At 63.6% G+C, this 19,083-nt stretch carries 17 protein-coding genes; 1 reads left to right on the top strand and 16 read right to left on the bottom strand.

Annotated elements, in window-relative coordinates; all coding sequences use genetic code 11:
• Positions 1–75: 75 nt before the first annotated feature.
• From dtd to hutC, 14 genes are all read right to left on the bottom strand, one after another.
• On the bottom strand, positions 76–513 hold the full coding sequence (gene dtd, locus AC3RCP_RS03270; RefSeq protein WP_007925900.1) for a D-aminoacyl-tRNA deacylase: 438 nt from the start codon (positions 511–513) through the stop codon (positions 76–78).
• Positions 510–1,481, bottom strand: coding sequence for a prolyl aminopeptidase (gene pip / locus AC3RCP_RS03265; protein ID WP_007925901.1), 972 nt, complete (start codon positions 1,479–1,481; stop codon positions 510–512). Before pip ends, dtd begins: the two co-directional genes overlap by 4 nt.
• 255 nt (positions 1,482–1,736) lie before the next feature.
• Complete coding sequence (gene hutG / locus AC3RCP_RS03260) at positions 1,737–2,540, bottom strand: N-formylglutamate deformylase (RefSeq protein ID WP_101336611.1); 804 nt, start codon at positions 2,538–2,540, stop codon at positions 1,737–1,739.
• A 10-nt stretch (positions 2,541–2,550) separates the two neighbouring features.
• Entirely contained in the window at positions 2,551–3,756 is a 1,206-nt protein-coding gene (gene hutI / locus AC3RCP_RS03255) for an imidazolonepropionase (RefSeq protein ID WP_492571383.1), read from the bottom strand.
• 16 nt (positions 3,757–3,772) lie between these two features.
• Positions 3,773–5,182 carry an amino acid permease gene (locus tag AC3RCP_RS03250; RefSeq protein WP_007925907.1) on the bottom strand — a complete coding sequence of 470 codons (1,410 nt, stop codon included), beginning with the start codon at positions 5,180–5,182 and terminating at the stop codon, positions 3,773–3,775.
• 151 nt (positions 5,183–5,333) lie between these two features.
• Positions 5,334–6,866: a histidine ammonia-lyase gene (gene hutH / locus AC3RCP_RS03245; protein ID WP_007925908.1), complete on the bottom strand. Its 1,533-nt coding sequence runs from the start codon at positions 6,864–6,866 to the stop codon at positions 5,334–5,336.
• A 158-nt stretch (positions 6,867–7,024) separates the two neighbouring features.
• Positions 7,025–8,548: a histidine ammonia-lyase gene (hutH, locus tag AC3RCP_RS03240; protein WP_492571382.1), complete on the bottom strand. Its 1,524-nt coding sequence runs from the start codon at positions 8,546–8,548 to the stop codon at positions 7,025–7,027.
• A gap of 98 nt (positions 8,549–8,646) precedes the next feature.
• Complete coding sequence (locus tag AC3RCP_RS03235) at positions 8,647–9,477, bottom strand: quaternary amine ABC transporter ATP-binding protein (protein ID WP_007925912.1); 831 nt, start codon at positions 9,475–9,477, stop codon at positions 8,647–8,649.
• The gene (locus tag AC3RCP_RS03230; protein ID WP_007925913.1) at positions 9,474–10,325 is read right to left on the bottom strand and encodes an ABC transporter permease; all 852 of its coding nucleotides are present in this window, start codon (positions 10,323–10,325) and stop codon (positions 9,474–9,476) included. Before AC3RCP_RS03230 ends, AC3RCP_RS03235 begins: the two co-directional genes overlap by 4 nt.
• A gap of 71 nt (positions 10,326–10,396) precedes the next feature.
• Complete coding sequence (locus tag AC3RCP_RS03225) at positions 10,397–11,365, bottom strand: ABC transporter substrate-binding protein (RefSeq protein ID WP_007925914.1); 969 nt, start codon at positions 11,363–11,365, stop codon at positions 10,397–10,399.
• Between the two features lie 74 nt (positions 11,366–11,439).
• Complete coding sequence (locus tag AC3RCP_RS03220) at positions 11,440–12,903, bottom strand: purine-cytosine permease family protein (RefSeq protein WP_007925916.1); 1,464 nt, start codon at positions 12,901–12,903, stop codon at positions 11,440–11,442.
• Between the two features lie 117 nt (positions 12,904–13,020).
• On the bottom strand, positions 13,021–14,703 hold the full coding sequence (gene hutU, locus AC3RCP_RS03215; RefSeq protein ID WP_007925917.1) for a urocanate hydratase: 1,683 nt from the start codon (positions 14,701–14,703) through the stop codon (positions 13,021–13,023).
• A 494-nt stretch (positions 14,704–15,197) separates the two neighbouring features.
• Entirely contained in the window at positions 15,198–15,770 is a 573-nt protein-coding gene (locus AC3RCP_RS03210) for a HutD/Ves family protein (protein ID WP_492571381.1), read from the bottom strand.
• 9 nt (positions 15,771–15,779) lie between these two features.
• Positions 15,780–16,448 carry a histidine utilization transcriptional repressor HutC gene (gene hutC / locus AC3RCP_RS03205; RefSeq protein ID WP_238437480.1) on the bottom strand — a complete coding sequence of 223 codons (669 nt, stop codon included), beginning with the start codon at positions 16,446–16,448 and terminating at the stop codon, positions 15,780–15,782.
• Between the two features lie 188 nt (positions 16,449–16,636).
• On the opposite strand from hutC, the gene AC3RCP_RS03200 reads away from it, so the two are divergent.
• The gene (locus AC3RCP_RS03200) at positions 16,637–18,001 is read left to right on the top strand and encodes a formimidoylglutamate deiminase (protein ID WP_101336607.1); all 1,365 of its coding nucleotides are present in this window, start codon (positions 16,637–16,639) and stop codon (positions 17,999–18,001) included.
• Between the two features lie 43 nt (positions 18,002–18,044).
• Here the strand turns inward: AC3RCP_RS03200 and AC3RCP_RS03195 are convergent, their stop codons facing one another.
• Complete coding sequence (locus AC3RCP_RS03195) at positions 18,045–18,614, bottom strand: lipocalin family protein (RefSeq protein ID WP_007925922.1); 570 nt, start codon at positions 18,612–18,614, stop codon at positions 18,045–18,047.
• Positions 18,615–18,650: 36 nt separating this feature from the next.
• Positions 18,651–18,905, bottom strand: coding sequence for a hypothetical protein (locus AC3RCP_RS03190; protein WP_007925924.1), 255 nt, complete (start codon positions 18,903–18,905; stop codon positions 18,651–18,653).
• Between the last annotated feature and the right edge of the window lie 178 nt (positions 18,906–19,083).

Raw genomic sequence — 19,083 nt, 5'->3', positions numbered from 1 at the left:
GGGGCGACCAAGTATTTATCGCGAAAAACGCCTATTTTCGGCCGGTTCCGGCCGAAAAAGATGTTTCAAGCACTTTCAGGTCTGTAACAGGAAGGTTACCGGGCCATCATTGACCAGATGGACCTGCATATCCGCCCCGAAGCGCCCTGATGCTACTTTGCCATGCAACTGTTGCGCCTTGCATAACAGATAATCAAAAAGTTCTTCACCGAGGGCCGGCGGTGCCGCCGTGGAAAAGCTCGGGCGCAGGCCGTTCTTGGTGTCCGCGGCCAGGGTGAACTGCGAGACCAGCAGCAAACCGCCGTCCACATCGGCCAGGGACAGGTTCATCTTGCCCTCGGCATCACTGAATACCCGATAGTTAAGCAGCTTGTGCAGCAGTTTGTCGGCACTGGCCCGAGTGTCCTCGGGCTCCACCGCCACCAGCACCAACAAACCCTGGTCCACCGCCCCGACGATTTCCCCCGCCACTTCGACCCGCGCGCCGCGCACGCGCTGTAACAGCCCCTTCATGCTTCTTCGGGCGGCAGGTCGAGCAGGCGCCGGGCCATCTGATCAGCGGCACGCACCAGCGCATCGGTGATGCCCGGTTCGGACGCAGCGTGACCGGCATCGCGGATCACCTGCAGCTCGCTGTTCGGCCAGGCCTGGTGCAATTCCCAGGCATTGTCCAGCGGGCAGATCACGTCGTAGCGACCATGCACGATCACGCCCGGCAGGTGGGCGATCTTGCCCATGTCGCGAATCAGCTGGTTCGGCTCGAGGAACGCATGGTTGGTGAAGTAGTGGCATTCGATCCGGGCAATCGACAGCGCGCGCTGCGGCTCGGAGAAACGATCGACCACCAGCGGGTTCGGCCGCAGGGTCGCGGTCCGCCCTTCCCAGATCGACCAGGCCTTGGCCGCATGCATCTGGGCGATCTGGTCGTTGCCGACGAGACGCTTGTGGAAGGCGCTGAGCAGGTCGTCGCGCTCGTCCAGCGGGATAGGCGCCACGTAGTCCTGCCAGTAGTCGGGGAACAGACGGCTGGCACCGGCCTGGTAGAACCATTCGATTTCCTGCGGACGGCACAGGAAGATCCCACGCAGAATCAGGCCATGAACACGCTCAGGATGGGTTTGCGCATAAGCCAGGGCCAGGGTCGAACCCCAGGAGCCGCCGAACACCACCCATTTTTCGATGCCCAGGTGCAGGCGGATCCGCTCGAGGTCGGCGACCAGGTCCCAGGTGGTGTTGTTTTCCAGGCTGGCGTGCGGGGTGGAGCGCCCGCAACCGCGCTGGTCGAAGGTGATGATGCGGTACAGGTTCGGGTCGAAGTAACGGCGACTCTGAGCATCGCACCCGGCTCCCGGGCCACCGTGGATGAACACCACCGGCAAGCCTTCCGGGGATCCGCTCTCATCGACATACAGTACATGGGGTTCGTCGACAGCCAGATCGTGCCGGGCATAGGGTTTGATCTGCGGGTACAAAGTCTGCATTGCGCGCTCCGTAAGGGGTCGAGGTCATCCCTGGGGGGACTTCAATTATTCTGCCGTCCGGCATCATAAACCCGAATTACGCAATGAGCATGTCCTTGGAAAAAATGCGGTTGTTCCCCCCGGAAAGCCAGACGCACCTGTAGCCGCTGCCGAAGGCTGCGCTCGACTGCGCAGCAGGCGCAGGATCTTGAGATCGCTGAAGGCCTTCGGCCTTATCGCAGCCTGCGGCAGCGGCTACAGGGCTTCCTGTCGGCTTCAGCGCCCGTAACGCTTCTGCCCCCAGGCCAGCAGCCCTTGCAGCAGCTGCTTGAGCACCACCTGGGTCGGCACCGCCAGATCGTCGCGGTAGCGGAACGGCTCGAACTCTTCCATATAGGTGCTCTGCGCCAGCTCCAGCTGCACGGCATGGATGTTCTCGGCCGGGTTGCCGTAGTGCCGGGTGATATGGCCGCCCTTGAAACGGCCGTTGAGCACATGGCTGTAGTCGGCATGGCGGGCGCAGACCGCTTCCAGCTGGCTGGCCAGTTCGGCATCGCAGCTGGCGCCATTGAAGGTGCCCAGGTTGAAGTCCGGCAGCTTGCCTTCGAACAGATGCGGGATCAGCGAACGGATCGAATGCGCATCGAACAGCAAGGCATAGCCGAACTCGGCCTTCAACCGTGCCAGCTCCTGCTGCAAAGTGCCGTGATAAGGCGTCCAGACCTTCTCCAGGTAAGTCGCCCGTTCCTGCTTCGACGGCTCCAGCCCCTCACGGAACAGCGGCACGCCATCGAACAGCGTGGCCGGGTACAACCCGGTGGTGGCACCGACATAGAGAGGCTTGTCGTCGGATGGGCGATTGAGGTCGATGACGAAACGCGAATACTCGGCCGCCAGGGTGCTGGCGCCTAGTTCCTCGGCGAACGCGTAGAGCTGGGGAATGTGCCAGTCGGTATCCGGCAGGCTTTGCGCCTCGGGGATCAGCCCGGCCTCGACCGCCGGTGTCAGGCGCAGGCCAGCGTGGGGCATGCTGATCAGCAGCGGCACCCGGCCTTGTTTGAAGTTCAGAACCTTATCCACAACCCTTCTCCTATAAATCCACTTCAACGCCGTGGCGCACGACGCGTTTTTCCAGGTCACCGCCCAGCCAGTAGGCCAGGTCGGCGGGACGATCGATCTGCCAGGCGACGAAGTCCGCCACCTTGCCGGCCTCCAGCGAACCGTGGGTCCGCTCCATGCCCAGCGCGGTGGCCGCATGCAGAGTCACACCGGCCAGGGCTTCTTCCGGGGTCATACGGAAACAGGTGCAGGCCATGTTCAGCATCAGGCGCAGGGACAGCGCCGGCGAAGTGCCGGGGTTGAGGTCGCTGGCCACGGCGATCTTCACCCCGTGCTTGCGCAGCGCATCCAGCGGCGGCAGCTGGGTTTCGCGCAGGAAATAGAACGCGCCCGGCAGCAGCACGGCGACGGTGCCGGCCTCGGCCATGGCGACGGCGTCCTCCTCGGTCATGAACTCCAGATGGTCGGCCGACAGCGCGTGATAACGCGCCGCCAGGCTGGAGCCATGCAACGATGACAGCTGCTCGGCGTGCAGTTTCACCGGCAGGCCAAGCTTGTGCGCGGCGATGAACACCCGCTCCACCTGCTCCGGCGAGAACGCCAGGTATTCGCAGAACGCATCCACCGCGTCCACCAGGCCCTCGGCCGCCAGGGCCGGGAGCATTTCGGCGCAGATGTGCTCGATGTAGTCGTCCGAGCGCTCGGCGTATTCCGGCGGCAAGGCGTGGGCCGCCAGGCAGGTGCTGCGCACACTGACCGGCAGCTCGGCGCCCAGGCGCCGGATCACCCGCAGGATCTTGCGTTCGCTGGCCAGGTCCAGGCCGTAGCCGGACTTGATCTCGACGCTGGTCACGCCGTCGCGCAGCAGGCTTTTCAAGCGCTTGCGGGCGCTGTCGAACAGTTCGTCCTCGCTCGCCGCGCGGGTGGCCCGCACGGTGCTGGCGATACCGCCACCGACGGCGGCGATTTCGGCGTAGCTCACCCCTTGCAGGCGTTGCTCGAATTCGCCGCTGCGGTTGCCGCCGAATACCGTGTGAGTGTGGCAGTCGATCAGGCCCGGGGTGACCCAGGCCCCCGCCAGGTCATGCAGCTCGGCATAGTTACCAGCCGGGACCTGATCGCGCGGGCCGATCCACTCTATGAGCGCTCCTGACGTCACGATGGCGGCATCCTCGATGATCGAGTAAGCACCTTGCGCCATGCTTGCGACGTGACAGTGTTGCCAGAGAGTTTTCATCCGAGGACTCCGTTAGTTATCGATGGGACAAAGAAGGGTCGCGGTGCACCTGGACCGCCTGACCGGCGGCCGGCTTGACCCACAACAGATAAGCGATCACCAGCAGCACGATCCACACCGCCCCCACCGCCAGCGCCGCCTGGGTTTGCGGGAAATAACCCAGCACGCCGAAGACGAACAGCATGAACACGATGGCGGCTGCCGGCGCCCAGGGCCAGAACGGCACCGGGAATTTCAGTTGGGCGACCTGCTCGGCGCTCATCGAGCGACGCATGGCCACCTGGGTGACCAGGATCATCAGCCAGACCCAGACCGTGGCGAAAGTAGCGATCGATGCAATCAGCAGGAACACGTTTTCCGGAATCAGGTAGTTCAGCAGCACACCGCCCAGCAGCGCGGCGCCCATGACCACCACAGTCATCCACGGCACGCCGTGTTTCGACAGTTGGGCAAAGCCTTTGGGCGCCTGCCCTTGCTGGGCCAGGCCGTACATCATGCGTCCGGCGCCGAAGATGTCGCTGTTGATCGCCGACACCGCCGCCGAGATCACCACGATATTGAGGATGGTCGCCGCCGAGCCGATGCCCAGGTTGTCGAAGATCTGCACGAACGGGCTGCCCTGGCTGCCGATCTGCGGCCATGGATAGATGGCCATCAGTACGAACAGGGTCAGCACATAGAACAGCAGGATGCGCATCGGCACCGCGTTGATCGCCTTGGGGATGACCCGCTGCGGGTCCTTGGCTTCACCGGCGGTGATACCGATGATCTCGATGCCGCCAAAAGCGAACATCACCACCGCGAACGAAGCGATCAGGCCGCCGATGCCGTGGGGCATGAAGCCGCCGTGGGCCCAGAGGTTGGCCACCCCGGTGGCCTGCTCGTTGCTGGCCGAACCGATACCGAACAACATGATGCCGAAGCCGGCGAGGATCATCGCGACAATCGCGCCGACTTTCAGCAGCGACAGCCAGAACTCCATTTCGCCGAAGACCTTGACGTTGCACAGGTTGAGGCCGCCGATCAGGAACACGATGCCGAGCACCCAGACCCAGCGCGCCACTTCCGGAAACCAGAAGCCCATATAGATGCCGAAAGCCGTGACGTCGGCCAGGCAGACGATGATCATTTCAAAGGCATAGGTCCAGCCGAGGATAAAGCCCGGCAGTGGTCCCAGGTAATTGCTGGCGTAGTGGCCAAACGAGCCGGACACCGGGTTGTGCACGGCCATCTCGCCCAGCGCGCGCATCACCATGAACACCGCGGCGCCACCGATCAGGTAGGCCAGGAGGACCGCGGGACCGGCCATCTGGATGGCCGAGGCAGAACCATAGAACAGCCCGGTGCCGATCGCCGACCCCAGCGCCATGAAGCGAATATGTCGGGCGGACAGCCCGCGTTTCAATCCTTGAGCTTGCTGTTGCATTTCTCGTTCCTAATTATTTTTATCGGAGAAAACCCAAACCGTAGCCGCTGCCGAGGTACGAGGCTGCGATGGGCTGCGCAGCAGCCCCCGACGGCGGTCCTGCGGACCGCTTCGCAGCTTCGTACCTCAGCAGCGGCTACGGGCATGGTCGTTACAGGCTCGGCAGCAACTTGGCCGGCAGCAGCTCGTTCAGGCAACGGGACGCCAGCAGTTCGCCCGCGGCATTGATGTCCGGGGCGAAGAAGCGGTCCTTCTCGTAGAACGGCACTTTGCTACGCAGGGTGGCACGGGCCTTTTCCAGCTTGGTCGAGGTCTTCAGGCCATCACGCAGGTCCAGGCCCTGGCAGGCCGCCAGCCATTCCACGGCGAGGATGCCACGGGTGTTTTCGGCCATTTCCCACAGGCGCTTGCCAGCGGCGGGCGCCATGGACACATGGTCTTCCTGGTTGGCGGAAGTCGGCAGGCTGTCCACCGAGTGCGGATGGGCCAGCGCCTTGTTTTCGCTGGCCAGGGCCGCGGCGGTCACCTGGGCGATCATGAAGCCGGAGTTGACCCCGCCATTGGCCACCAGGAACGGCGGCAGCTGGGACATGTGCTTGTCCATCATCAGCGAGATGCGGCGCTCACTCAGGGAACCGATTTCGGCGATGGCCAGGGCCATGTTGTCGGCGGCCATGGCCACCGGCTCGGCGTGGAAGTTGCCACCGGAGATCACATCGCCCTCGGCGGCGAACACCAGTGGGTTATCCGACACGGCGTTGGCTTCGACCACCAGCACCTCGGCGGCCTGGCGGAACTGGGTCAGGCAGGCGCCCATGACTTGTGGCTGGCAGCGCAGGGAGTACGGGTCCTGCACCTTGTCGCAGTTCTGGTGCGACTTGGAGACTTCGCTGCTGTCGCCCAGCAGGTCGCGGTAAGCCGCGGCGGCGTCGATCTGGCCTTTCTGGCCACGGGCGGCATGAATCCGCGCATCGAACGGCGAACGCGAGCCCAGCACCGCCTCGACGGTCAGGCCGCCGCAGGCCAGGGCGCCGGCGAACAGGTCTTCGCCTTCGAACAGGCCGCGCAGGGCAAACGCGGTGGAAACCTGGGTGCCGTTGAGCAGCGCCAGGCCTTCCTTGGCCGCCAGGGTCAACGGCTTGAGGCCGGCCACGCTCAGGGCTTCGGTGGCGTCCAGCCATTGGCCTTTATAACGGGCCTTGCCTTCACCCAGCAGCACCAGGGACATATGCGCCAGCGGCGCGAGGTCGCCGGAAGCGCCCACCGAACCCTTGAGCGGGATATGCGGGTAGACCTCGGCGTTGACCAGGGCAATCAGCGCGTCGATCACCTGGCGGCGGATACCGGAAAAACCACGGCTCAGGCTGTTGACCTTGAGCACCATGACCAGGCGCACCAGAGCGTCGCTGATCGGCTCGCCGACACCGGCGGCATGGGACAGCACCAGGGAGCGCTGGAGGTTTTCCAGGTCTTCGCTGGCGATACGGGTCGAGGCCAGCAGGCCGAAACCGGTGTTGATGCCGTAGGCGGTGCGGTTCTCGGCGAGGATCTGCTCGACACAGGCGACGCTGGCGTCGATCTGTGCCGAGGCGCTGTTATCGAGGCTGAGGGTTACCGGCTGTTGGTAGACGGCACGCAGTTGGGCCAGGGTCAGTTGGCCGGGAATCAGATTTAGCGCAGTCACATTTATGCTCCTTTTGAGAGTTTGTTATTAACTACCAGTCGCTCCGGAAGCTTCCGTTGTCCGTCGCAGCCCGCCGTTTGTGAGCGAGTGGCGCCTTGGCACGCTGGTTTTTCGTGGAAACCGTTGTCTTGGAAAATCCTGTTCTTGCAGGGCGCGGTTCAGCGCACGCCCGGTAAAACCTCCTGCAGCAAGGCCGGAGCCTTGAGCAGCGCCGCCGCGCTGGCGATGTCCGGGGCCAACCAGCGGTCCTGGTCATAGGCCGGAACCCGCTGGCGCAGGAGCTTCCAGGCCGCATCTGTGCCGGCACCGAAACGCTGCTCCTTGAGAAATTCGAAGGCCTGGGCCGCCAGCAGGTATTCGATGGCGAGGATCTGGGTGCAGTTTTCCAGCGCGCGGGAAAGCTTCAGCGCGGCGTTGGTGCCCAGGCTCAGGTGGTCTTCCTGCAGGCCGGAGGTGACGTAGTTGTCGAGCACCGCCGGTTGCGCCAGCTGGCGGTTTTCCGCGCACAGCGAGGCAGCGACGTACTGGACGATCATCATCCCGGAGTTGACCCCGGGGTTGCTCACCAGGAACGCCGGCAAACCACTGACATGGGGGTTGATCAGGCGGTCCAGGCGGCGCTCGGCGATCGAGCCGATCTCGGCCATGGCGATCGCCAGCAGGTCCGCCGCCAAAGCCACCGACTGGCCGTGGGGGTTGGCCTGGGACATCACCCGGTAGTTGTCAGGAGTGCCCAGCACCATCGGGTTATCGGTGACCGAGTTGAGCTCGGTTTCGACCTGCTGCATCGCGTGCGCCAGCTGATCGCGGGCGGCGCCGTGAACCTGCGGGATGGAACGGATGCTCAGGGCATCCTGGGTGCGGATGCCTTTGCTGGCGGCAATCACTTCGCTGCCGTCGAGCAAGGCGCGCAGGTTGATGCCGACCTGCTGCATGCCCGGGTGCGGCTTGAGCGCGATGATCTCGGCGTCGAACGCGGCGATCTGCCCGCGCTGGGCCTCGAAGCTCATGGCGCCGATCACGTCGGCCCATTGCAGCAGGCGCGTGGCATCGGCCAGGGCCAGGCAACTCAGGCCGGTCATGCACGGCGTACCGTTGACCAGGCACAGACCGTCCTTGGCCCCCAGTTGCACCGGTTCCAGGCCTTCCGCCGCCAGCGCCTGCTCGGCCGACACGACCTGCCCGCGGTAGCTGACCTGGCCGACACCGAGCAAGGCGATGCTGATATGGGCCATGTGGGTCAGGTAACCCACCGAACCCTGGGACGGTACCTGCGGGGTGATACCGCGATTGAGCAGGGCCAGCAGCGCCTCGACCACGCGGCGATGCAGGCCGGACTTGCCGTGGCTGTAGTTGACGACAGCCGCGCACATGATCGCCCGGGTCTGCTCGTCGGCCAGCGGCGCACCCACGCCACAGGCATGGCTGAGCAGGGTGTTGCGCGACAGCTGGCTGAGCTGTTCGTCCTGCAGCGAAACGTTGCACAGCGCGCCAAGACCGGTGTTGATGCCATAGGCGCGTTCGCCGCTGACGACGATGCGCTGGACAATGGCCTGGGCATTCTCGATACGCGCCCAGGCCTGGGCCGACAGCTCGAGCTGCGCGCCATGCCGGGCCACGGCGACCACATCCTGCCAACGCAGCGGGGCGTCGGCGATAACGATTTTTTCAGCCTGCGACATCTTCGACCTCACGGGTACAACCTGAACATTGATGCAGCTTTACCGCCGCCTTCGCGGGCAAGCCTCGCTCCTACAGGGGAGAGGCCCGCCCCAAGCCTTTAAACCACCGCCGCGCGTCGCTGCACGAAACGGTCGACATACTCGTCCGCCGGCGAATGCAGGATCTCTTTCGGCGTGCCGACCTGGATCAGCCGGCCATCCTTGAGGATCGCGATGCGGTTGCCGATGCGCACGGCCTCGTCGAGGTCGTGGGTAATGAAGACGATGGTCTTGTGCAGGGTCTTTTGCAGCTCCAGCAGCTGGTCCTGCATCTCGGCGCGGATCAGCGGGTCGAGGGCGCTGAAGGCCTCGTCCATCAGGATGATGTCGGTGTCCGCCGCCAGGGCGCGGGCCAGGCCGACGCGCTGGCGCATGCCGCCGGACAGCTGGTGCGGGTACTTGTTCTCGTAGCCCTTGAGGCCCACGGTGTTGATCCAGTGCAGCGCGCGCTCGGTGCAGACTTCCTTGCTCTCGCCCCGCACCTTGAGGCCGTAGGCGGTGTTTTCCAGCACGGTCTTGTGTGGCAGCAGGCCGAAGCTCTGGAACACCATGCTGATCTTGTGCCGGCGAAATTCGCGCAGGGCTTCCATGTCGTATTGCAGGATGTCCACGCCATCCACCAGGATCGCGCCGCTGGTCGGGTCGATCAGGCGGTTGAAGTGGCGCACCAGGGTCGACTTGCCGGAGCCGGACAGGCCCATGATCACGAAGATCTCGCCAGTGCCGATGCTCAGCGACAGGTCGTTGACCCCGACCACGCAGCCGGTCTCGGCCAGCACCTGATCCTTGGTCTTGTTCTGGCGAATCATGTTCAGCGCGTCGGCCGAACGGTTGCCGAAAATCTTGAAGACGTTCTTGACTTCGATCTTGCTCACGATTGCATCGTTCATTTGCTCACCTCATGGCGTGGACGACCATAGGCTTGGGTAATACGGTCGATGACCACGGCCAGAATCACGATCGCCAGGCCGGCTTCCAGGCCACGGCCGACGTTGAGGGTCTGGATGCCCACCAGCACGTCTTCGCCCAGGCCACGGGCACCGATCATCGAGGCGATCACCACCATCGACAGGGCCATCATGGTGGTCTGGTTGATCCCGGCCATGATGCTCGGCAGGGCCAGCGGCAGTTGCACGCCGAACAGTTGCTGCCAGCGGTTGGCGCCGAAGGCGTTGATCGCCTCCATGACTTCGCCGTCGACCTGGCGAATGCCCAGGTCGGTCAGGCGGATCAGCGGCGGCGCGGCGTAGATCACGGTGGCGAAGATCGCCGGCACCTTGCCCAGGCCGAACAGCATCAGCACCGGGATCAGGTACACGAAGCTCGGCATGGTCTGCATGATGTCCAAGAGCGGCATCAGCACCGAACGCAGGCGATTGCTGCGCGCCGAGAGGATCCCCAGGGGAATGCCGATCAACACCGAAATGAAGGTCGCCACCAGCATCAGCGCCAGGGTCTGCATCAGCTTGTCCCACAGGCCGACCGCGCCCACCAGGAACAGCAGGCCGACGATCACCGCGGTGGTCACCAGCTTGCGGGTCGAATGCCAGGCGATGCCGCCGACGATCGCCAGCATCAGCCACCAGGGCGCCAGGCGCAGCAGGCCTTCGAGGTTGACGATGGCCCACAGCAGGGTGTCGGAGATGTGGCGGAACACATCGCCGTAGTTGGTCACCAGCGAATCGACCCAACTGTTGACCCAGTCGGCGATGGAAAAGGTGAAGCTTTCAGGAAACATAGAGAGACTCTCGATCAAGTGGGTTGTGGTGAAGCTCCCGGCTACCGCTCAGGCAGCCGGGAAGGCTCTACCTACAAGGCCGCGTCGATTTTCTTGGCTGCGTCGTCGCTCACCCATGCGTGCCAGACTTCAGGATGTTCCTTGAGGAAAATTTTCGCCAGCTTCGGCGATTCGATACGTTCCTTCGCCATGCGACCCAGGTTCTGATTGAGCAGGTCGATCGGCAGGTTGACCTTTTCCAGCACGGCCACCAGCTCAGGCGCTTCCTCGTGGAAGGTCTTGGACAGGCCGACCTTGATGGTCACGCTCTTGTCCACGCCCGGCTTTTCTTCCAGCTTCACCAGGTCGACCTGGCCCATCAGCGGGGTTGGCGACCAGTAGTAGAACAGGATCGGCTCGCCACGCTTGTAGCTCGACAGTACCGCGGCATCCAGCGCCGGGCCGGTGCCTGGGCGGAAGTTGGTGTAGCTGCTTTCCAGGCCGTAGCTTTTCAGCATCTCGCTGTTGTCCAGCTCGCAGGTCCAGCCGGCCGGGCAGTTATAGAAACGGCCCTTGCTCGGCTCTTCCGGGTCCTTGAATACGCTGGCGTACTTGCCCAAATCGGCAATGTTCTTCAGGTCCGGGGCCTTGGCTTCCAGCTTGCGCTTGGCATCGCCTTCGATCACGTAGCGCGGCACGTACCAGCCTTCGATGGCGCCCACCACCGGGGCGCCGACGCCGACCACCTTGCCGGCCTTCTCGGCCTTGTTCCAGACCTCGCTGCGACCGACCCATTCCTCGGCGAAAACCTGGATGTCATTGCTGCTCAGGGCGTTTTCCATGGTGATGGAGTTGCCTGGCAGGCTGTCGGTCTTGCAGCCGTAGCCTTTTTCCAGGACCACTTGCAGCACGTCGGTCAGCAACATGCCGCTTTCCCAGTTCAGGCCGGCGAATTTCACCGGTTTACCGGACTCGCACCAGCCGGCCGCCTGGGTAGCGCCGGCGCTGGCCAGCAGGCCCATGGAAAGCAAAGTGGTCAGCAGGGTCTTATTCATTTTCATTGTGTGACGCTCCCAATCATTGAAATGGATTACGGCAGTCAAGAGGCATCCAGCCCGTCCACGTCCAATCAGGTCTAGACCGCAGTAGCGCGGCCTGCCCCACTCAGCTTTTGTTCTGTGATCGAGTCCTGCTCTACCGGCAGGATCAGGCGATCGGGTACGGCGCCATGCCATTTCTTCGCGCAGACGTAATACAGCGCCGCGGGAACCACCAGGCCGACGATCCAGGAGATATCCACGCCACCCAGGGTTTCCACCAGCGGGCCGGTGTAGAACTTGGTGGCGATGAACGGCAGCTGCACCAGCACACCGATCACATAGACGCTGATACCGAGGATGTTCCAGCGGCCGTAGCGACCGTTCGGATCGGCCAGCGCCGGCACGTCATAGTGCTCGCGGGTGATGCAGTAGTAATCCACCAGGTTGACCGCGCTCCACGGGGTGAAGAAGGCCAGCAGGAAGAGGATGAAAGACTTGAACGCACCGAGGAACGAGTGCTGGCCGAGCAAGGCGATCAGGGTCGCAGTACCGACGATGACCAGCACGAACACCAGGCGTTGCAAGCGCGTCACTTCCAGGTGGCCACGAAAGCCACTGATGATGGTGGCGATGCACATGAAGCTGCCGTAGGAGTTCAGCGTCGAGATGGTGACCTTGCCGAAGGCGATGCTGAAGTACAGCAGCGCGGCGGTGGCACCGCTGCCACCCAGACCGACAATGTAGGCCACTTCGTGGCCGGCGAACTGCCCGTCGGCCATGGCCGCGGCGAACACGCCGAGGATCATCGCCACCTGCGCGCCGATCACCGAGCCCGCGCCAGCGGCGAGGAAGGTTTTCACCGAAGAGGTCTTGCTCGGCAGGTAGCGCGAATAGTCGGCCACGTAGGGGCCGAAGGCGATCTGCCAGGACGCGGCGAGCGACACCGCGAGCAGGAAGCTGCTCCAGCTGAAGTGGCGGATTTCCAGGAGTGCGCCAACGTCGGTCTGGCTCATCAGGCGACTGAACAGATAAACGAAGGCGATCACGCCAATGACGCTGGCGGCGCGACCGATGAAGTGGATCACCCGGTAGCCGAGCACCGTGACCAGCACGATGACGCTGGCGAAGATCAGGATGCCAACACTGTCGCTGACCCCGAACAGCTGGCCCAGCGCCTGGCCGGAAAGCACCGTGCCGGTGGCGGTGAAGCCCAGGTACATCAGGCAGACCAGGACGATCGGAATGGCCGCGCCATAGACGCCGAACTGAACCCGGCTGGAGATCATCTGCGGCAGGCCGAGCTTGGGCCCTTGCGCCGCATGCAACGCCATCACACCGCCGCCCAGCAGTTGCCCGATGAGCAGGCCGATCAGCGACCAGAACACATCACCGCCCAGCACCACCGCCAGAGCGCCAGTGACGATGGCCGTGATCTGCAGGTTAGCCCCCAACCACAGGGTGAACTGGCTGTAGAGCTTGCCGTGGCGTTCGGCTTCGGGGATGTAGTTGATCGAGCGCCGTTCGATCAGGGGTTTGGAGCTATCGCTGGCCGTGGACATCGTTATTGTTCTCCCGGGAGATTCTTGTCATGTCAAAGCACTGCTACATGGACCGAGCCGCCGCACTGCAGCGTGCGACGGCTTCTTCCCTAATCCTGGCGGCAATCCGCCGGGAGCTTACTTGCCAGTGATCATCGGCAGGTTCAGGCCCTGTTCCTTGGCGCAGTCGATGGCGATCTGGTAACCGGCATCGGCGTGACGCATGACACCGGTACCCGGGTCGTTATGCAGCACACGGGCGATACGCTCGGCCGCTTCGTCGGTACCATCGCAGACGATCACCATCCCGGAGTGCTGGGAGAAGCCCATGCCGACGCCGCCGCCGTGGTGCAGGGAAACCCAGGTCGCGCCGCTGGCGGTGTTCAGCAGGGCGTTGAGCAGCGGCCAGTCGGACACGGCATCGGAACCATCCTGCATCGATTCGGTTTCGCGGTTCGGGCTGGATACCGAGCCGGAGTCCAGGTGGTCGCGACCGATGACGATCGGCGCCGACAGCTCGCCGCTGCGCACCATTTCGTTGAACGCCAGGCCGAGCTTGGCGCGCAGGCCCAGGCCAACCCAGCAGATACGCGCCGGCAGGCCCTGGAAGCTGATGCGCTCGCGCGCCATGTCCAGCCAGTTGTGCAGGTGCGCGTCGTCCGGGATCAGTTCCTTGACCTTGGCGTCGGTCTTGTAGATGTCCTGCGGGTCGCCCGACAGCGCGGCCCAGCGGAACGGACCGATGCCGCGGCAGAACAGCGGACGGATATAGGCCGGCACGAAGCCTGGGAAGTCGAAGGCGTTCTCGACGCCTTCTTCCTGGGCCATCTGACGGATGTTGTTGCCGTAGTCGAAGGTCGGGATGCCCTGCTTCTGGAAGTCGAGCATGGCCTTGACGTGCACAGCCATCGATTGCTTGGCCGCCTTGACCACCGCGGCAGGCTCGGTCTTGGCGCGCTCGCGGTACTGCTCCCAGGTCCAGCCGGCTGGCAGGTAGCCGTTGAGCGGGTCGTGGGCGCTGGTCTGGTCGGTGACCATGTCCGGACGCACGCCGCGACGGACCATTTCCGGGAGGATTTCAGCCGCGTTGCCGCACAGGGCGATGGAGATCGCCTTGCCTTCGGCGGTGTACTTGGCGATACGCGCCAGGGCGTCGTCCAGGTCTTTGGCCTGCTCGTCGACATAGCGAGTCTTCAGGCGGAAATCGATGCTGGTCTGCTGGCATTCGATGTTCAGCGAGCAGGCGCCGGCCAGGGTCGCGGCCAGAGGCTGGGCGCCACCCATGCCGCCGAGGCCGGCGGTCAGGACCCAGCGGCCCTTGAGGTCATCGTTGTAGTGCTGGCGACCGGCTTCGACGAAGGTTTCGTAGGTGCCCTGGACGATGCCCTGGCTGCCGATGTAGATCCAGCTGCCGGCGGTCATCTGGCCGTACATGGCCAGGCCCTTGGCATCCAGTTCGTTGAAGTGTTCCCAGGTGGCCCAGTGCGGCACCAGGTTGGAGTTGGCGATCAGCACGCGCGGGGCGTTGCTGTGAGTCTTGAACACGCCGACCGGCTTGCCGGATTGCACCAGCAGGGTCTCGTCGTCATTCAGGTTGGTCAGGCTCTCGACGATCTTGTCGTAGCACTCCCAGTTGCGCGCGGCGCGGCCGATGCCACCGTAAACCACCAGCTCTTTCGGGTTCTCGGCGACTTCCGGGTCGAGGTTGTTCATCAGCATGCGCAGCGGCGCTTCTGTCAGCCAGCTCTTGGCGGTCAGCTTGTTGCCGCGGGCAGCGCGAATTTCGACGTTCCGGTATTTCGTAGGTTTATTCTCAGTCACGAAAAAACTCCTCAGCGATCAATCCAAACCAACCCAGGCAGTGGGCGAGCGTGCCTGCGCGCAGGGCGCTGCGCAGCAAGCGAATCAGGGGACGCTGCGAAGAGTCTTCAGTGACTCATACGCATACGTCTTTACTTGTACATACAAGCATATGCAATCGATCGGCCAACTCGTTTAATGAGCCTTCAAGAAAATCGTGAAACCGGTGAAGACGCCCTTGGATCAAGGGTTTCAGCGTCGATTATTTTTTCGCGGGGATTATGGCTAGAGGCGGGAGAGCTGTTACTTCGCCAGGGCTTTGCGCCACGCTGGGGCGTTCGGTAACAAATTGGTGCGCGAGGGAAACAACATCAGGGAGGGAGAGAAACAGGTGGGCTTGTAGCCGCTGCCGAAGGCTGCGATCGACTCCGAAGGAGACGCGCTCTTGCAGACCGGAAGGCTCTTCGAGTCGAGCGCGACCCCGGCCTATCGCAGCCTGCGGCAGCGGCTACAGGTCAGATGGCTGTCAGTTCGATCACGCAGCAAGCGCCGCTGACGGTGACTTCCCGCAAGTCGGGGTTACCGAGCAGTTGCAGGCAGTCATGGCGCTCAAGCAAGGCGGCGACACCGCCACCCAGGTCGGCGCGCATTTCCTCGGCCACGCTGAATACCAGCACCGTGCCGGCCTGGGTGAAGAAACGCTGGCCACCCTGCAGCCATTGCAAGCGAGCGCTGTAGCGGTCCGGCGCGTAGATCAGGTTGAAGTCGCGAATCGGCCCGTCGATCAGGGTGCACGCGACCTGGCTGGCGCCACTGAAGGCAAAGGGGTCCAGCGGTAACAGTGCCCGGGTGTCCTCGCCGTCCACCGTCAGGGTCATGCCCGCGCCTTGCAGCACGGTGATGATCCGCTGGTAGCCGGCGAAGCTGGAGAAGCCACCGGACTCGCCGATATCGGCGATCGACAGCCGCCAGCCGAAACCTTCCAGGCCGACGCCGGCGTCCCGGGTGATCTCTTCGGTACTGCCGCCACCGTTCTTCCATGGCATGCGCGGGTAGTTGGCCGCGCGCAAAACGTTCAACTGAGTCATTGATGCCCCTTACTTATGAAACCGCCCTTCCAGGCTGTGACGAGAACCCGGGTGGATCAGGCGCGCGGCGGTTACCGGCTGGCGGCCGGACCAGGTCCGGCGGCGAATCAGCAGGCACGGCTCGCCGCGCTCGATCTGCAGCAGCTTGCACTCTTCCGGCTCGGCCAGAATCGCCTCGACCACATGCTCGCCTTCGGTCAGCGGTGCGACCTGGTTCAGGTAGGCGTAGGGGGTCTGCAGGGTGAAGTCCTGCTTGAGGTAGTCCGGTGCCACCAGCGCGTTGACGAAGCGGTCCTCGATCTGCACCGGGATATCGTTCTCGAAATGCACGATCAGCGAGTGGAAGACCCTCTGCCCTTCGCGCATTTCCAGGGCCACGGCGCGCTCGGAACCGGCTGCCTCTTCCCCCAGGGTGATGACCTTGCACGTGTGGCGATGACCGCGCGAGGCGATCTCATCGGCAATGTTGTGCACCTCGAACAGCGCCGACTGGCTTTTCGGTTCGGCGACGAAAGTCCCCACGCCCTGCATGCGCACCAGCAGGCCTTCGGCGGTCATCTCGCGCAGGGCGCGGTTGATGGTCATGCGGCTGAAACCCAGCTGGCTGACCAGCTCGCTTTCCGAGGGCACGCGGTAATGCGGCGGCCAGTTTCCACTCTCGATCTGCTGGGTGATCATCTGCTTGACGCGGGCGTACAGGGGCGCCGGACTATCGCCCAGATGGGCGGCCAGCGGGGAGTTGGCGGGCGGAGTCGGCACGGGAAATCCTTGTTGGCTGAAGAAAGAGGCTAGCTTGCCGGAGTTTACCGAGCAGGCAAACGTCTGTATATGTATATACAAATAACACACGACGGGGTGCTTGAACCATGTCCGCCTTCTTTGCCGAACGCGCACTGCTGCCTAACGGATGGGCCAACAACGTACGTCTCGAGGTCAGCGCCGACGGCCTGTTGACCCACATCCAGGCCGATGCCAGCGCAGAAGGCGCCGAGCGGCTACAAGGCCCGCTACTGCCGGGCATGCCCAACCTGCACTCCCATGCGTTCCAGCGGGCGATGGCCGGGCTGGCGGAAGTGGCCGGCAACCCCAACGACAGCTTCTGGACCTGGCGCGACCTGATGTATCGCCTGGTGGGCAAGATCAGCCCGGACCAGCTGGGCATCATCGCCCGTCAGCTGTACATCGAAATGCTCAAGGCCGGTTACACCTCGGTCGCCGAATTCCACTATGTGCATCACGACACCAACGGCCAGCCCTACGCCGACCCGGCCGAGCTGTCCCTGCGCATCAGCCAGGCCGCCAGCGCCGCCGGCATCGGCCTGACCCTGCTGCCAGTGCTGTACAGCCACTCCGGTTTCGGCGGCCAGGCGCCCAACGAAGGCCAGCGCCGCTTCATCAACAGCACGGAAAACTACCTCAAGCTGCAAAGCCGCCTGCAACCGCTGCTGGCCCGGCAACCGGCCCAGCAGCTGGGGCTGTGCTTCCACTCGTTGCGCGCGGTCACCCCGCAGCAGATCAGCGAAGTGCTGGCCGCCAGCGACAAGCAGTGCCCGGTGCATATCCACATTGCCGAACAGCAGAAGGAAGTCGATGACTGCCTGACCTGGAGCGGGCGCCGGCCGCTGCAATGGCTGTATGAAAACACCGCGGTCGATCAGCGCTGGTGCCTGGTCCATGCCACCCACGCGAATGCCGAAGAAGTCAGCCTCATGGCGCAAAGCCGAGCGATTGCCGGCCTGTGCCTGACCACCGAAGCCAACCTCGGCGACGGGATTTTCCCAGCGGTGGATTTTCTCGCCCAGGGCGGCCGCATGGGCATCGGTTCCGACAGCCATGTGTCGCTGAGCGTGGTGGAAGAATTGCGCTGGGCGGAATACGGCCAGCGCCTGCGCGATCAACGCCGCAACCGCCTGTATCGCAACGACCAGCCGATGGTTGGCCGGACCCTGTACGACGCCGCGCTGGACGGCGGTGCCCAGGCCCTGGGACAGCCGATCGGCGCCCTGGAAGTGGGCAAGCGTGCCGACTGGCTGGTGCTTGACGGCAGCGATCCTTACCTGGCCACCGCCGAGGGCGACGGCATTCTCAACCGCTGGCTGTTCGCCGGCGGCGATCGCCAGGTGCGCGATGTGCTGGTCAACGGTCAGTGGGTCGTGCGCGACGGACGTCACGCAGGCGAAGAAGAAAGTAATCGGGCCTTTACCCAGGTGCTGCGCGACCTGCTCGGCTGAAGCCCGTCACCGCGGGAGCCAGCACGCTGGCTCCCGCATGGATTCACTTCGAGGTCTTGGCCATCGCCTTGTCCGACACTCGCCAGATCAGGCGGGTGGTGTCATAACCCTGCTGGCGCGCCCTGCTCAGCAGGTCCTCACGAACCGCCTCGCTGACATTCGGCCGGCGCGACAACAGCCACAGGTATCGACGATCCGGGTTGCCGACAATGGCGGTCTTGTAGTCGTCGCTCACATACAGCACCCAGTAGTCGCCCTTGGCCAGGCCCGGTATCAACCGGGAAAACCAGGTATCGAATTCGACCCACAGCTTGTCGGTTTTATCCGGCGCCTGCGGCGTTGCCGTGCCCCGCACCTCTTCCCATTGCCAGTTGGCGGTCAGGCAGCGGTTGAGCACCGCCATATTGCCTTCGGGCAGCAAGGTGTAGCGGGCTTCGGATTGCGCGCAATTGCGCTGGAAATACATCGGCAAACGCGCCAGCTCGTACCAGGTCCCTTGGTAACGCTTGAGATCGACGTGATTCGCGGTCTTGGGCGCCAGTGAATCGTCCCGGGAAGTGGCGCAGCCGGCCAACAACAGGCCGGCCAGAAGAGTGACTAGCAAACGCATCATTATTTTTCTCCCGTGGGCACGTGGCCCCGGTTTTTTTTACTTCAGGCCTTGCCCGGAAAACATCAGCACTTTGTCACCGGCGTACTGCACGCTGATAAAGCTGTTCTTGTCACCCCAGGTGCAGCTGGACATGCCCAGCGCGCCGGAACAATCGGTTGGTTTGCCCAGCAGTTTTTCAACTTCGGCCTTGGGCATGCCGGCCGACAGCTTGGAATAGTTTTCCTGATTGATCTTGCCGCATGCAGCCAACAGCACGCAGAACGACAACAGAGCGAGAGAACGCAGGGACATGGTGAAACTCCTGGGCGAACGGGGGGATGGCATGCTGCCAACCAGAAGCTTAGAAGAGAAAAGCCCCATCTGGTTCCCCAGCCAGACGCCTATTTATTGTGACGCAGCGCCCAGCATTTCCTCCGGAATCAACCACTTTGCGGGGGCAAAACGCATTTCGTCGGGCAGACGTCGGCGT

It is taken from the genome of Pseudomonas sp. GW822-FHT05A08 (assembly GCF_058800485.1).
The sequence above is the reverse complement of the archived record's forward strand: the minus strand, read 5'-3'. Positions and strand labels throughout refer to the sequence as shown.